This is a genomic window from Xanthomonas vasicola (assembly GCF_000772705.2).
In the GTDB taxonomy this organism is placed as follows: Bacteria; Pseudomonadota; Gammaproteobacteria; order Xanthomonadales; family Xanthomonadaceae; genus Xanthomonas; species Xanthomonas vasicola.
Window position 1 is genome coordinate 1 of sequence record NZ_JSBW02000094.1, and the last position, 13,249, is coordinate 13,249.

General features: G+C 63.1%; 10 protein-coding genes and 6 pseudogenes. 5 read left to right on the forward strand and 11 right to left on the reverse strand.

The features are described from left to right. The 3 genes and pseudogenes from NX05_RS23300 to NX05_RS25075 all read right to left on the reverse strand — a co-directional run. Positions 1 to 417: pseudogene (locus tag NX05_RS23300) on the reverse strand (transposase family protein); the annotation flags it as partial. 229 nt (positions 418 to 646) lie between these two features. Then, complete coding sequence (locus NX05_RS19890) at positions 647 to 1,387, reverse strand: hypothetical protein (protein ID WP_039437475.1); 741 nt, start codon at positions 1,385 to 1,387, stop codon at positions 647 to 649. Positions 1,388 to 1,460: 73 nt separating this feature from the next. Then, positions 1,461 to 1,643, reverse strand: coding sequence for a hypothetical protein (locus NX05_RS25075; RefSeq protein ID WP_230597626.1), 183 nt, complete (start codon positions 1,641 to 1,643; stop codon positions 1,461 to 1,463). 59 nt (positions 1,644 to 1,702) lie between these two features. Here NX05_RS25075 and NX05_RS24520 point away from each other — a divergent pair, with 59 nt between their 5' ends. Together NX05_RS24520 and tagK are read left to right on the forward strand one after the other, a co-directional pair. After that, complete coding sequence (locus tag NX05_RS24520) at positions 1,703 to 1,846, forward strand: hypothetical protein (RefSeq protein ID WP_010381415.1); 144 nt, start codon at positions 1,703 to 1,705, stop codon at positions 1,844 to 1,846. A gap of 135 nt (positions 1,847 to 1,981) precedes the next feature. Next, positions 1,982 to 2,643: pseudogene (gene tagK / locus NX05_RS19900) on the forward strand (transcriptional regulator TagK). Between the two features lie 270 nt (positions 2,644 to 2,913). On the opposite strand, the pseudogene NX05_RS19905 reads toward tagK, so the two are convergent. Both NX05_RS19905 and NX05_RS19910 read right to left on the reverse strand, forming a co-directional pair. Beyond that, a pseudogene (locus tag NX05_RS19905) lies at positions 2,914 to 3,359 on the reverse strand (universal stress protein). A 261-nt stretch (positions 3,360 to 3,620) separates the two neighbouring features. After that, positions 3,621 to 4,202 carry a sugar O-acetyltransferase gene (locus NX05_RS19910; RefSeq protein ID WP_017113148.1) on the reverse strand — a complete coding sequence of 194 codons (582 nt, stop codon included), beginning with the start codon at positions 4,200 to 4,202 and terminating at the stop codon, positions 3,621 to 3,623. Positions 4,203 to 4,657: 455 nt separating this feature from the next. Between NX05_RS19910 and NX05_RS19915 the strand changes: the two genes are divergently transcribed. After that, a complete protein-coding gene (locus NX05_RS19915) occupies positions 4,658 to 4,882 on the forward strand; it encodes a hypothetical protein (RefSeq protein WP_039437481.1) in 225 nt (74 codons plus the stop codon). Between the two features lie 175 nt (positions 4,883 to 5,057). On the opposite strand, the gene uvrD is transcribed toward NX05_RS19915, so the two are convergent. Beyond that, positions 5,058 to 7,244, reverse strand: coding sequence for a DNA helicase II (gene uvrD / locus NX05_RS19920; protein ID WP_038897407.1), 2,187 nt, complete (start codon positions 7,242 to 7,244; stop codon positions 5,058 to 5,060). A gap of 379 nt (positions 7,245 to 7,623) precedes the next feature. Continuing rightward, positions 7,624 to 9,024, reverse strand: coding sequence for an FAD/NAD(P)-binding protein (locus NX05_RS19925; RefSeq protein ID WP_039437632.1), 1,401 nt, complete (start codon positions 9,022 to 9,024; stop codon positions 7,624 to 7,626). 167 nt (positions 9,025 to 9,191) lie between these two features. On the opposite strand from NX05_RS19925, the pseudogene NX05_RS25080 reads away from it, so the two are divergent. Further along, positions 9,192 to 9,525, forward strand: a pseudogene (locus tag NX05_RS25080) (VOC family protein). Positions 9,526 to 9,741: 216 nt separating this feature from the next. Here NX05_RS25080 and cls read toward each other — a convergent pair. Both cls and NX05_RS19940 read right to left on the reverse strand, forming a co-directional pair. Then, the gene (cls, locus tag NX05_RS19935; RefSeq protein ID WP_039437487.1) at positions 9,742 to 11,160 is read right to left on the reverse strand and encodes a cardiolipin synthase; all 1,419 of its coding nucleotides are present in this window, start codon (positions 11,158 to 11,160) and stop codon (positions 9,742 to 9,744) included. 16 nt (positions 11,161 to 11,176) lie between these two features. Beyond that, positions 11,177 to 11,591, reverse strand: a pseudogene (locus tag NX05_RS19940) (LysR substrate-binding domain-containing protein); the annotation flags it as partial. Between NX05_RS19940 and NX05_RS25085 the strand changes: the two are divergent. Continuing rightward, positions 11,581 to 12,089, forward strand: a pseudogene (locus NX05_RS25085) (amidohydrolase family protein); the annotation flags it as partial. The pseudogenes NX05_RS19940 and NX05_RS25085 overlap by 11 nt on opposite strands. Before the next feature lie 441 nt (positions 12,090 to 12,530). On the opposite strand, the gene rpmG reads toward NX05_RS25085, so the two are convergent. Next, positions 12,531 to 12,698 carry a 50S ribosomal protein L33 gene (rpmG, locus tag NX05_RS19950; protein WP_002809462.1) on the reverse strand — a complete coding sequence of 56 codons (168 nt, stop codon included), beginning with the start codon at positions 12,696 to 12,698 and terminating at the stop codon, positions 12,531 to 12,533. 13 nt (positions 12,699 to 12,711) lie between these two features. Further along, the gene (rpmB, locus tag NX05_RS19955) at positions 12,712 to 12,948 is read right to left on the reverse strand and encodes a 50S ribosomal protein L28 (protein WP_002809459.1); all 237 of its coding nucleotides are present in this window, start codon (positions 12,946 to 12,948) and stop codon (positions 12,712 to 12,714) included. Positions 12,949 to 13,249: the final 301 nt, after the last annotated feature.

The following is a 13,249-nucleotide window of genomic DNA, read 5'->3' on the forward strand; positions in this document are numbered from 1 at the left end:
CTGTTTGTACTTCTGCAATGTCGATATGAAAGTAGCCAATCGGATAGCTTTTAAACCGCTTCTTCGCGGCCTTGTCGCCCGTGATGTCGGGTAGCCGCGAAATGCCATGGCGCTGCAGGCAACGGTGAAAGATGAGCGCGTCAGACGGGAATGCTTGGCTGCAGTGCGTAGAGACAGTCGTCCAGCGGCAGCAAGGTGTGCTTGCGGAAAGCGACAATCGCCGCCTCTTCCGCAACGGACAACACTGTGGGCCACGGCTGCGTCGGCCCGGTTGGCAAAATCGGCAACCGAGGTCCGCTTCTTCCACTTCGCCACCGTCTTTTGATGGATGCCGTAACGCTTGGAAAGCGCTCTCAGGCGCTCTTGCGTGACCCGCCGAAAAGTCTGTGCCAGTGCTGCATGGTGGCACTTGGAGATTGATTCGCCCCGGACACGTCCAGCATCGTGCCTAACGAACGAGAAAAATAATCTGACGATCTGGCCCAGCGCTCCATCTGCAGCCGAGTGAGACAAGGGCGGCCGGGATTGCTAGTGAGCGAAGTGGTGACCAACGGTCCCAGCGTATCTCGATCACGCAAGAACGACCATCGGCACGCCGTCGCATCCAGACGCTCACCTGCGCACCGCAACGCGAGCGATTTCACACTCAACGCTTGGCCGCCTCGCAGAGCTTGCGATTGAACCAGGTGGACTTGGCGATGGGCAGGTACGCATCCCAGTCGCTGGGCGGCAGCATCGTGCTCTCCTTGTCCAGCTCCGCTTGAAACGACTCCTCGTCGTGGCTGTGACCCGCCATGGTCTCGTCCAACGCCGCCAGGCACTCTTGCGGGCGGTGCAGGCGCAGCAGGGTGAGCGCGCGGTCGTTGGCGAAACGGTCGCGATCGAGCCAGTTGAGAAACTCGCCGCACTCACGCGCAAACGCCTGCATGCCGGCAAGTGCTTCGGTATAGCGCTTGCCGCGATAGTCGCTTAGGTACGCCTCACGTCTCCGGCTGCTGGCCGCGGAGGTGCAGCCGGCCGGCAACTGCAGATAGTCGCCTTCGAAACTGGCGCGCATGCCGCAGTAATCGCGGCAGCTGTCTTGGGTCAGTGCGGCGATGCTGAAGCCACCTGCCACCGGCTTGAAAGATAGTTTGCACGGCGCGTCGCTGGCATCGCTCACTTCCGCCTTGTCGCCTTGCAGCGTGCCCTCCAACGAACAGGTGTGGCCGTTGGCGCCCACCGCGAGAATCTCGAAGTGGCGCACCCCACCCTTGTCGCTGACCTGCAGGCTGCCCCAGCCTTGCTTGGTGCCGTATTCGCCAGGTGTCGGACCGGCCGCTACCGTGCCGAACGCCGACAGCCACACCAACAACAGTATCCCGCTCCATCCATATCGCCGTGCCATTGCTTCGTCCTGTGTTCGACCAAGCGACAAGTGTGCGGCATCGCGGTGATGCCAGCGAGTCAGGTGTTGACCATCAACCCCAGCAGATCCAGCGCGCCATGCGCCAAGATCGCCGGCCACAGCCGCCCGCGTCGGGCCACCCACTAACCCGGATCAGCCCAATCATCACGATACTGATGGTGCCGACCGGCCCCTGGTACAGGTGATACGACATGCGGATCGCCACGCTTCCATTCACCGCAACTGTAGGGGCCATGGCGTGGCTCCAGGGCGTGGATGAGGTAACCGCACACGAACACTTCCTCGAAGATCGGATTGATCAGCGAGATCGCGGGCACGACCGTGATCGACGAAAGCCCCAATTGCCTGCGACAGGCCTGCCACGACTGCTCGCTCGACAGCCTTCTTGAAATCAGGGTTGCGACGCAGCGTGGCATCAGCGCGGGTGCTCATACCTGATCAGGCTTACGCCCAAATGCCTGTCTTGGCTATTGCCAGATGCCGCTTTCTGCCTGCTTGCACAGCTGCAGCTATGTGGGCGCCGTGGTCTGTTTGCGTGATCGAGTGCCGCCTTCGTGAAAGAGGCGCGATGGGTTGGCGGTGCTGTTTTCGGTTGCTCAGGGGACAGGCCCCGAAGAGTGGGCCGCAGGCATTACCCCATATGAGCAGCACCCCGTATTACAGCGCCATCGTTCCGCAAGCGTCCTCGGCCATACAGGCGCATGCGCCGCTGATGATCGATCTGCTGGCCTACATCGAGCAGCACATCGGCGAGGCGAAGCCGGGCAACCGAGTCATTGCAGCAAGGGTTCGCGTTGTCGCGCGCATCGCTGTACCGCTTGTTTCAGTCGCACGGCGGCGTGACCAGCTACATCCGCGAACAGCGGGTAAGCACCGCTCACCGCTATCTGCAGGCCTGCCCCGACTGCAGCCTGACCTGGTTGCTGTACGAAATGGGCTTTGCATCCGAGCGGCAGCTTCAACGGGCATTTCAGCAACGCTCCGGCATGCCGCCGATGCAGTGGCGCCGCCAGTGCCGCGCCGCGCCGCACACACCGACGTCAGGACGTGGCCACTACATGCCGATGTGGCGCTTCATGCGCGAACTGAGCCAGAACACGCAACGCGCAGAAGTCCCGGTGCGCGCCGGGATGTTGCCGCTGCACAACGCTTCGCTCGTGCATACCGAAGCGCTGCGTCGTCTCGGCCAGCCGCTGCGTGCACGTGCGATTGAGCTGGAGTATGTGGATAGTTGAGCGTGGTGTGCGCGTTGTACGTGTGCTGCACATACGATGCGCAGAAAGTTCCGTGGCCTGCGGTCGCTGGCGATCAGGGCTTGGAGTGATTGAAAAATCACTGCATAACCGCCAAACCGAGCGTGGTTGCTACCCGGCATCTATACGATCCAGCGCTGGTGCTGCTGGGCGCCATGAGCATCAGCTTGATGAGCGCGCGTCTTGAGCCACACGCGGCGCTGTAGCGATCAGCCAACAGCGCGCAATACCGCGTTGTCACAGCGCCGCGAATCAGCGAATCACTAGGACCGGAATCGAGCTGTGGGTCAGCACTTCCACCGTCTGGCTGCCGAGCAGCATGCGCTGCATGCCGCGGCGGCCGTGCGAGGTCATGATGATCAGATCGCTGTTGCAGTCCTTGGCGGTCTGTACGATGCCCTCGGCAGCGAAGCGATCCAGCACATGCCGTGACGTGGCCTTGATGTTGGCGGAGGCGGCCAGTTCCAGCGCCGGGCGCAGGATTTTTCAGCAGCCGCTTCGCGCCCGGTGCGATATTCGGGGCTGGCCTCGTAGCCCACGCTCCAGCCCATGGCATCGTACATGCCCATCGCCCACGGCTCGGACACGGTGACGATATCCACTTTCGCACCGGTCGCCTTGGCCAGCTCCAGGCCTTGAAACAAGCCGCGATGCGACAGCTCGGATGCATCGATGGCGATCAGGATTCGTTTGTACATGATGACCTCCCGGATAGACCGGCGGCCCCGCCGGCGAGGTGAGATTGACAGCACGCGGCAACGCAGACCTTGATACAAATCAATCTTGCACGTTACTGACTGTAGCGCTTGAAGCGGCAACCCTGTCTTGGTGAGCGACCGTCACACTGGTGCCAATAGCGCGTTCAAAATTGCACTGTTCGCGTGTGCGCTGCATTGCGCAGCGGCCGCGCCCACCTGGTAGCAGCATTGTCGTTTTGCTAGCTCCTCTTCTTCGTTGCTTCAGTCGGTGGGCGCCTCATCGGCAGTGTGCCTGGGTTCACGTACGCGCGCAGGGTTGCCTACTGCGGTCGCGCCGGCCGGCACATCGCGCGTAACCACCGCACCAGCACCGATCACCGCATCGTCGCCGATGCTGACGCCCGGCAGGATGATTGCCCCACCACCAATCCACACATTGCGCCCGACGCGGATCGGCCGCCCGAACTCCAGCCCGCTGGCACGTCCGGCCGCATCGCGCGGATGGTCGGCGGCATAAAACTGCACCGCGGGCCCCACCTGCGTGCCATCGCCGATGTACACCTCGCAGATATCCAGAATTACGCAATTGAAGTTGAGAAACGCGCCCGCGCCCAGACGAATGTTGTAGCCGTAATCGCAATGAAACGGCGGCCGGATTACCGCGCCCGCGCCCACCTCGGCTAGCCGCTCGACCAGCAACGCATGCCGCTGCGCGGATGGCTGCGCGCAGGTGGCGTTGTAGCGTGCCATCCACTCCGCAGCCGCCGCCTGATCGGCCTGCAGTTGTGCATCGGCAGCGTTGTAGAGTTCGCCTGCCAGCATTTTTTGTTTTTCCGTCTGCATGCCGTGGCGGGCCCTATGCAATGAACTGCTAACAGGGTGGCATGGATGTTGGGCGGTACGCATCGAGCGATGCACCAATAACCCCGATTGCCGCTCAACGCGGCTTACACAACGTCGCGGTCAGGCCATTAGTTGGAGCGACTAGCGCGGTCACCAGCGGGGTGGAAACGGCCAATGCGGATGTCGAGCCCGGGCCTCACCCGCAAGGCGGCTGTGTCGCCATTCCGTTGCTTGCCGCATACGTTGCAACGCCGCTCTGCCAGCATCCATACTCCTGATCCTGCCCTTCCGGCACGACCACGTTCAAGGATGACGTCATGACACAATTTCTAGCCGCCTGCGTTGCGTTCTTGCTGTGGGCATGCCTCAGCACACCTGCACACGCAACCACCTCACTTTCTTTTGAAGAGAGTGGCTACTCCATCCTTTTCGAAATCGGGCACGACACCCGACCAGTGATCGCCAGTCTTCGTTTCAATGCACCTGGCGACAGCGAGGGCATCTGGGTGCGCAGCGACTTCCAGGTCAAGACGTTCGACACCAAGCGCAGAATCCTCCGCCTGATTTACACAGGGCATGATAAGCGTGTGCCGCCATTTACCCTGGTCGTGCTCGCCAACAAATCGACACTGACCTTGAACGGCAAGCGGATCAACTACAGCTTCAGTTGGGAGATGTAAGCGCGCGAGGGCAGCAACGGCGGCGACAGGTCGTCCACCTGCCGTCTGCTTCGCGCGATCTCGCTCGGCGCGTGTAGTGCAGCAGCGGTCGGCCCCGCTCACTACACGCCCAGCGCAACCACACGACTGCTCCGCCTGCTAACGAAAACGCAATCGCAGGCGAATACAAACCCGACTACACAACAGTCAGATTGGCGTAAGCCATCACCAGCCACTTGGCGCCGACTTCATCGAACTGCACCTGCACGCGCGCATGCGCGCCAGCGCCTTCGTAGTCCACGACCACGCCGCCGCCGAACTTGGGATGTTCGACGTTGGCGCCAAGCTTGATCGGTGCCGCTTCCACCACACCATGCACCGGCCCGCCGCGTGTCGCGCCCAGGGAGGCAGTACGCGAGACCTGGACCTTGGGGCGCACTTCATGCAGCAGATCGCGCGGGATTTCGCGCAGAAAGCGCGACGGCACGTTGTAGTTGTCCTGGCCGTGGATGCGGCGCGATTCGGCGTAGCACAGCACCAGCTTCTGCCGCGCGCGGGTGATGCCCACATACGCCAGGCGCCGCTCTTCTTCCAGCCGCCCGCTCTCTTCCAACGAGCGCGCGCTCGGGAACAAGCCATCTTCCAACCCGACCAGAAACACAATCGGAAATTCCAGGCCCTTGGCCGAATGCAGCGTCATCAGCTGCACGCCTTCTTCGCCGGCCTGTGCCTGGCCTTCGCCGGCTTCCAGTGAGGCGTAAGCGAGGAAGGCGACCAGCTCGGTCATGCCCTGGCTGTCTTCATCGTCCGGGCGGGTAAAGCGCGAGGCGACCGACACCAGTTCGTCCAGGTTCTCGGTGCGCGATTCCGAATCCAGCCCACCGCGGCTTTCCTTGGCCCAATGCTCGCGCAGGCCCGAGCGCATGAGCACGTGGTCGATGCGTTCGGCCAGTTCCATCTCGCCGGTTTCGGCATGCAGTTGGCCGACCAGGCTGAGGAAGGTCGCCAAGGCATTGCGTGCCCGTGCGGCCAGCGTGTTCTGCTGCGTGCACAGCATTGCTGCTTCCCACAACGACAACGCATTGGCACGCGCCAAACGGCGCACCTCATCCAGCGTGCGATCGCCGATGCCGCGCGTGGGCGTGTTGACCGCACGCTCGAAGGCTGCATCGTCGCTGCGGTTGGTGAGTAGGCGCAGGTACGCCAATGCATCCTTGATTTCGGCACGTTCGAAGAAGCGCATGCCGCCATACACGCGGTACGGCAGCTGCTCGGAAATCAGCGCTTCTTCCAGCGCGCGCGATTGCGCGTTGCTGCGGTAGAGCACGGCCACTTCGCCATAACTGCCGCCGTCGCGCACCCACTGCCGCGCACGCTCAACCACATAACGCGCCTCGTCGACTTCGTTGTAGGCCGCATACAGATCGATCGGGTCGCCATCGCCGGAATCGGTCCACAGCTGCTTGCCGATGCGGTCCGGGTTGTGCGCAATCACGGCGTTGGCAGCGCCCAGGATATTGGCGCTGGAACGGTAGTTCTGCTCCAGCCGCACGGTCTGCGCGCCGGGGAAATCCTTCAGGAAACGCTGGACGTTTTCAACCTTGGCGCCGCGCCAGCCATAGATGGCCTGGTCGTCGTCGCCCACCACGAACACGTTGCCCGATTCGCCGGCCAGCACACGCACGAAAGCATACTGGATGGCGTTGGTGTCTTGAAACTCGTCCACCAAAATTTCGCGGAAGCGTGCGCGGTAATGCGCCAGCAATGCAGGCGTGTCGCGCAGCAGCTCGTGCGCGCGCAGCAGCAATTCGGCGAAATCCAGCAGACCGGAGCGGTCGCAGCGTTCCTGATAGGCCGCGTACACCTGCCGGCGGACCTCGGTCCAATCGTCGTTGGGCTCGGGCTGGATGTGCTGCGGACGCCGGCCTTCGTCTTTCTGTTCGTTGATCCACCAGCTCATCTGCTTGGGCGGATACTTGCTCTCGTCCAGCTCCAGCGACTGCACCACGCGCTTGACCAACCGCAGCTGGTCATCGCTGTCCATGACCTGGAAGCCTTCCGGCAGCCGCGCATCCTGCCAATGCAGACGCAACAGGCGATGCGCCAGCCCATGGAAGGTGCCGATCCACATCCCGCGGCTGCCGTTGCGCAGCTGCAGGTCAGTGCGGTGGCGCATTTCACCGGCGGCCTTGTTGGTGAAGGTCACCGCGAAGATGCCGTGGTTGGGCACGCCCTGAACTTCATTGAGCCAGGCAATGCGATGGATCAGCACGCGCGTCTTGCCGGAGCCGGCGCCGGCCAGCACGAGGTAATGCCCCGGCGGTGCGGAAACGGCCTCGCGCTGGGCGGGGTTTAAATGATCGAGCAAATGAGAGACATCCACCAGCGCATTTTACCGGTTGTAGCGTCGCCGCGGCTGAGACTGCGATGAAGCGGTTGGGATTGTGGTGATTGATTGCCCAAGCCAAGCCCCTCTCCCTTCGCAGCAAGAAGGCACAGCTTGCGCACCGACGGTGCGCGTGCCTTTGAGCGGCCGCGCGCTGGCGCGGGCTGGGGCACGGAGCGGGGCTTGGGGTGAGGGTACGGGGGCGAAGCAACGGGCGTGTCACCTTCAGGCGCGTGGCGACGCGTTTGTCATTGCAGTGACTGACGCCTCTCTGCAGCGCCGTCATCCGCCCCTGCGGGCACCTTCTCCCCCATCAAGGAGGACAATGCCCCGGCGGGAGAAGGGAACTATCTTCGGCTCAATCTCGGGGCCAGGCCTATCGATCAACCCCCAGCACTCCCAGCACATCCCGCGCAATCCCAGCAGCCTGCTCGCGCAACTCCGGCACTGCCAGGCTTTCCCACAACGTGCCGATGCGCAGGCTGCCGATCACCCGCAGTTGCGGATTTGCAAGCCCTTCGGCGCAGATCAGGCTGCCATTGGCGGCAGTATCTACGCCGATTCCATGCGGCCCGGCCACGGCAATGCCCTGCCCCAACAATTGCTGCAGCAGCGGGTTGCGCATCGCCTGCACCCGCATTTCCACGCCGGTGGCATTGACCAGCGTCTGCACATCCAGCTGCAACGCATGTCCGGCACCGGCGGCCCCGGCGCTCACGCGCACGCAAGCGCCCACCTCGAAGGCCACATCTAGCCGTGCGCGATGCACCTGCAGCTGCCCGCGCGCCTGCATTGCCTGTAGCTGCGCATGCACCGGTGCGGCGATGCGATGCCGATGCACGTCCCAATAGCGCACCACATGCCGCAAAAAGCGGCGCTGGTCGGCAACCGACAGTGTCTGCCACAGCACCTGGCTCAACGGCCGGATGCGCTCCATCACGCTCTGCCACGGCAGGCCCTGCGCAGCAGCGGCACGCGCGTGCTGGCGTAATGTGCGTATGCGCGCGCGCAGTGACATTGCCAGCAGTGGTTGCGGGTCGAACGCCGCCACGCCGCCATGCGCCTGCGGCAACGGCAACAGCCCATGTCGCGACACCACATGCACGGCCGCGCGATGCGCCTGCGCCGCCAACGTCACCGCCGTGTCGGCCATGCTCAAGCCTGAGCCGACGATGCACACCGCCGCGTCCTGCGGCAACGCTGCAACCGCCTCGCTGTCCCAGGCTTCAACACGCTGCGCGCGCGACAATCCCGTGGCACCGCGCAGCGGCAGCGGCCGCAGCGCATTGCCTACGGCTAGCACCACGGCGGTGGCCTGCAACACTTGTCCATCGTCCAGCTGCAAGAGCGCGCCACAGGCAGTGCGTTGCAGGGTCTGCACGTGTGCGGTGTGCACGCGCAGCGATGCCAGGCTGTGCGCACGCGCAGCTTGCAAACGGTCGCGCAGATACGGTGCGTAATGCCGGCGCCCCACGAACTGCTGCGGTAACCGCGCATCGTCCAGCTCGGGGCAACAGGCGTTCGCGCGCAGGTAATCAACGAAGTCGTTCGGCAATTCCGCCAGCGCACTCATGCGCGCAGCCGGCACATTGAGCAGGTGTTCGGCCCGAGCGGTGGAATACGCCACGCCTTCGCCCAGCACCGCATGCGGCTCGATAATGACGACCTGCAACGGCGCCACGGCCTGACGCAGCAGCTGCAGCGCGACCAGCACACCGGACGCGCCACCACCGACGATGGCGATCACTGCATCGCCGGGATCACGCGGTTCATTCATGGCGGCATTGTAGGCGATGCATCGCATGACCCCCCGTCGTTGGGCGCAGGATTGTTATGCCGCAGTGGCGCAGGCGCGGCGTGTGTCACCGCGTCCCACACGGCCAGCAGCCGAAGCGCTTACGATCGGGCGCTCAGCATCGGCGCGCGCCGTGGGGGGCCTGCAATATGTCCATCGCTCTGGTCCGGCTCATCCTCTACGTGCACAATGTCGCGGCGGTCAAGGCGTTCTACCAAACGCACTTCGCGCTATCCGTCATCGAGCAGATCGCCAGGAGTGGGTGGTGCTCGCAGCCAGCGGCATCGAGCTGGCGCTGCACCGGGTTGGCGAGGCTTACCGACAGCAGCCGGATACGCGTGCACCCGGCAGCGCAGTGACCGCGGCAAACACCGCCACCAACTGGTGCTCGCCATCACCACCGATCTGCTCGCGCATCTCCAGCAGCTGCAGCGTGCCGGCGTACCTGTTGGCGAACTCAAACGCTATGCCGGCTTTGCTTAGCAGATGTACGACGGCTGCGATCCGAAGGGCAAGGTCTTCCAGGTCAGGCGTCTGGATTAGGAGCAGCGAACAGAATGCCGCGAACAGTGGTCATTTGCTTGTAGATGGCATGCAGAGCCTGCAGCGCCCACGTGGCGCATGAGGCACCGAAGACTAACCGCGCCCGTCCAGCACTAAGCGCAGCCGTTTTATTAGCCGCTCTACGCCGCAAGCGCCCTACATCAATGCATCGGCCAACCGCGCAATGCCCTCGCGGCTGCGCCGCCAGGCCGGGCGGCGGCGCCACTGGTCCAGCTCTAATTGCCGCGCATTGGCCAGATAGTCCTGTTCGATATCGCGCAGCCGCTGCACCACGCCGGTGTCGTAGCAGAGCATGCCGATCTCGGCGTTGAGCGCGAACGAGCGGATGTCCAGATTGATCGAGCCCACCAACGCAATGTCCTCGTCCATGCTCAGATGCTTGGCATGCAAAAAGTGCGGACGATACAGCGCAATCTTCACCCCACACCGCAGCAGCTCTTCGAAATAGGCTTCCTGCGCCCATGCAGCCAGCCGCTGGTTGTTGCTCTCCGACAAAATCAGCTGCACATCCACGCCCGAGACGCCGGCAATGCGCAACGCGCTCAGCAAGGCCTCGTCGGGCACGAAGTACGGCGTCACCAACACCACCTTGCGCCGCGCCAGATGGATCATCGCATTGATCGCATCGCGCGCATTTTCGAACGGATATGCCGGCCCGCTGGGCAGCAATTGCGTGGCGATATTGGCCTCGCACACCGGTGCATCCGGCCACACGTCCACGCGCTCGCCGGTTTCGGTGAACCAGTCGCTGGCGAATACCGCTTCCAGATGATTGACCACCGGCCCGCGCACGCGCGCCACCAATTCGCGATTGGGCACGCCATCGATGAAGCCGGCCTCGGCCAGATTCTGCGAGCCGACAAACGCCATCTGGTTGTCGATCACCGCAATCTTGCGATGGTTACGCAGATCCATGCGGCCGCTGCGACGCCAGCGCAGACCGCCGGGCAATACCGCCAGCACCTGCACGCCGCCGTCCTGCAGGCGCTTGCGGTAGCGGCGCAGGCCGCGCTTGGCCCCCACCGCATCCAGCAGCACACGACAGCGCACGCCGCGCGCACTGGCGCGTTCCAGCGCCGCCACCACCGCCTCGCCCACTGCATCGTCGAACATTAGGTAATACAGCAGATGCACGCGTTTTGCGGCTGCGTCGATCGCTGCGATCAGGGCCTGCAACGACTGCGCGTAGTCGTCGAGCAATTCCACCGCATTGCCCAGCGTCGGCATGAAATCGCCTTCGCGCTCGATCAGCGGCACCACTTCGGCACTGCTGGTGTCGGCCTGCGGGGTCCAGCGCAGGGCGTGCAATGGCAGTTGCTGCTCGCGAATCACCTGCGAGGCACTGGCTTGCCGCTCCACCCGCAGCCGCGACAACCACGGATGGCCGAACAGCAGATACAGCGGCAGACCGACCACCGGCACAAAGCCGATCAGCAACAGCCAGCTACGTGCCGCACCAGGCGTGGTACGGGCGGGAATCCATAGCAGGGCGGCCAGGCGGATCGTCCAGTCCAGCGCCAGCAGCCAAGTGCCTGTCACCCAATCGGGCAGCATCAGTGATCCTTTCTCATCAGTAACCCGATTCTGACCTGGCCACGCATAAACGCAACGGTGTCGATGTCGATGCCGGCGTGCAATAGCGAAACGGCCCACCCTGCGCATCGGCCGGCTGCACGCGTTCGGCGCAGACCTGTCGCAAACGTCTGCACGAATACCGACTGCGCGCGGGTAGGATACCAATCGCTACGTGTGGTCATACCGATCTGCCGGCGCAACTGCGGCCCGGCGCTGCCGATCTCGGCGAGCCGTCCGGCGCGCCGCTCGAACAAAAATTGATCGCGCGACATCAAGGTCAGCCAGTCGTCTTCCAGCAGCAAGCCGCGCACGGTCAGCTCAGCGCCGCATTCGATGCGCAGCGGCTGCGGCTTTAGCTGATGGTCGCGGAATAGCTGTTCCCAGCACGCGCGCACCGGCGTGCCGGCGATGGTGCATGTGTCGGGGCAGCTGCAACGACAATTTCCATTCCAGCGGTGCGCATTATCTCAATGCCGACACCACGGCCTTCATGCAATTTCTTGAAGGCGATTTGTTCACTGATTTTCCGGACCTGCGCTCATCATTCCGCACGGCGGCGGCGCGGTGCCGTATCACTGGGCCGCTTCCGCGGCCTGGCCGATATGCTGGGCAAACCTGCGCTATCCACCCGCGTGATGCGCAATGTGTTTTTCGATACCTGTGTGTATCACCAACCGGGTATCGACCTACTGTTCGAGGTGATCGACATCGACAACATCCTGTTCGGCTCGAGATGGTTGGCGCGCGTGCGCGGCATCGACCCGCAGACCGGCCACTACTTCGACGACACCAAACGCTACATCGATGCGTTGGCGATTTCCGATGCCGACAAGCGCAAGGTGTTCGACGGCAAAGCACGGCGGGCGTATCCGAGATTGGACGCGCAGTTGCGGTCGCGTGGGCTGTGATGGCACTTTCTTCTCCCTCCGGGACATTGTCCCCCTTCATGGGGGAGAAGGTTGCGCCAACGCCGGATGAGGGGCGCCGCATAAATTTGCGAGTCTCTGCGATGACGAACGCGTCGCCACGCGCCTGCAAAGGTGACACGCCCGTTGCTTCGCCCCGTACCTTACCCCAACCCCGGCTTCGCGCCCCGGCCCGCGCCAGCGGCGCGGGTGCTCCAAGACACGCCCCCCTTCGGTACGCAAGCCGTGCCTTGTCGTCCCGGCGGGAGAAGGGCTCGATGCACGCTTGCCGCATTGGTATGCGCATCAACGCAGCAGACAACGACACTGCTCATTGCACGCACATACGCCAACGCTCACGCAGCAACTGCATCCAACCCCACAAACGCAAACACCCGCTTTTCGGCGGGTGTTTGCTTGAAAGCAGATCCAGCGATCAGTCGATCACTTGATCTTGCCTTCCTTGTACATCACGTGCTTACGCACGACCGGGTCGTATTTCATCATTTCCATCTTCCCCGGAGTGTTTTTCTTGTTCTTATCCGTGGTGTAGAAGTGGCCGGTAGCGGCCGAGGAAATCATACGAATCTTGTCACGCTTGCCTTTTGCCATGACTGCTTACTCCTCAGACCTTTTCGCCGCGCGCGCGCAGCTCTTTCAGAACGGCATCAATCCCGTTCTTGTCGATGGTGCGCAATGCATGCGCGGAGACACGGAGCTTCACCCAGCGGTTTTCGCTGGCGACCCAGAAACGACGCTCATGCAGGTTAGGCAGGAAGCGACGACGGGTTCTGTTGTTTGCGTGGGAGACGTTGTTACCCGTCTGCACACGCTTGCCGGACACTTGGCATACGCGGGACATTACGCACCTCGATAAATGAATTGCCACCCATAGCCTGGGGAGCGGCGGCCCCGACAGCGCCAAGGCTGTCACGCAACGTTGGGAATCAAGAACTTACGCTGGAACAAGCCGGCAACCCCATTGCGCTGGGTGCCGCCATCCGGAGCGATCCGGGCACAGCGAGCCGCGCATTATGCACGGCTTTCCTATGTGCCGCAAGCACTTAGCGGCAGCGCGGGAGGGACGGGATCGGCAGCTCAACAGCTCGCTTTCAGCATCCTTGGAACGAACCTAAGGTTGCATCATCCATACATGAAACTTG

What these genes read in the sequence shown, in the direction of transcription:
- cls (WP_039437487.1), bottom strand. Translation starts at nt 11,160, where the DNA reads ATGCTGCCCGATTGGGTGACAGGCACTTGGCTGCTGGCGCTGGACTGG.
- NX05_RS19910 (WP_017113148.1), bottom strand. Translation starts at nt 4,202, where the DNA reads ATGCAGACGGAAAAACAAAAAATGCTGGCAGGCGAACTCTACAACGCT.
- rpmG (WP_002809462.1), bottom strand. Translation starts at nt 12,698, where the DNA reads ATGGCAAAAGGCAAGCGTGACAAGATTCGTATGATTTCCTCGGCCGCT.
- NX05_RS19890 (WP_039437475.1), bottom strand. Translation starts at nt 1,387, where the DNA reads ATGGCACGGCGATATGGATGGAGCGGGATACTGTTGTTGGTGTGGCTG.
- NX05_RS25075 (WP_230597626.1), bottom strand. Translation starts at nt 1,643, where the DNA reads ATGGCCCCTACAGTTGCGGTGAATGGAAGCGTGGCGATCCGCATGTCG.
- rpmB (WP_002809459.1), bottom strand. Translation starts at nt 12,948, where the DNA reads ATGTCCCGCGTATGCCAAGTGTCCGGCAAGCGTGTGCAGACGGGTAAC.
- NX05_RS19925 (WP_039437632.1), bottom strand. Translation starts at nt 9,024, where the DNA reads ATGAATGAACCGCGTGATCCCGGCGATGCAGTGATCGCCATCGTCGGT.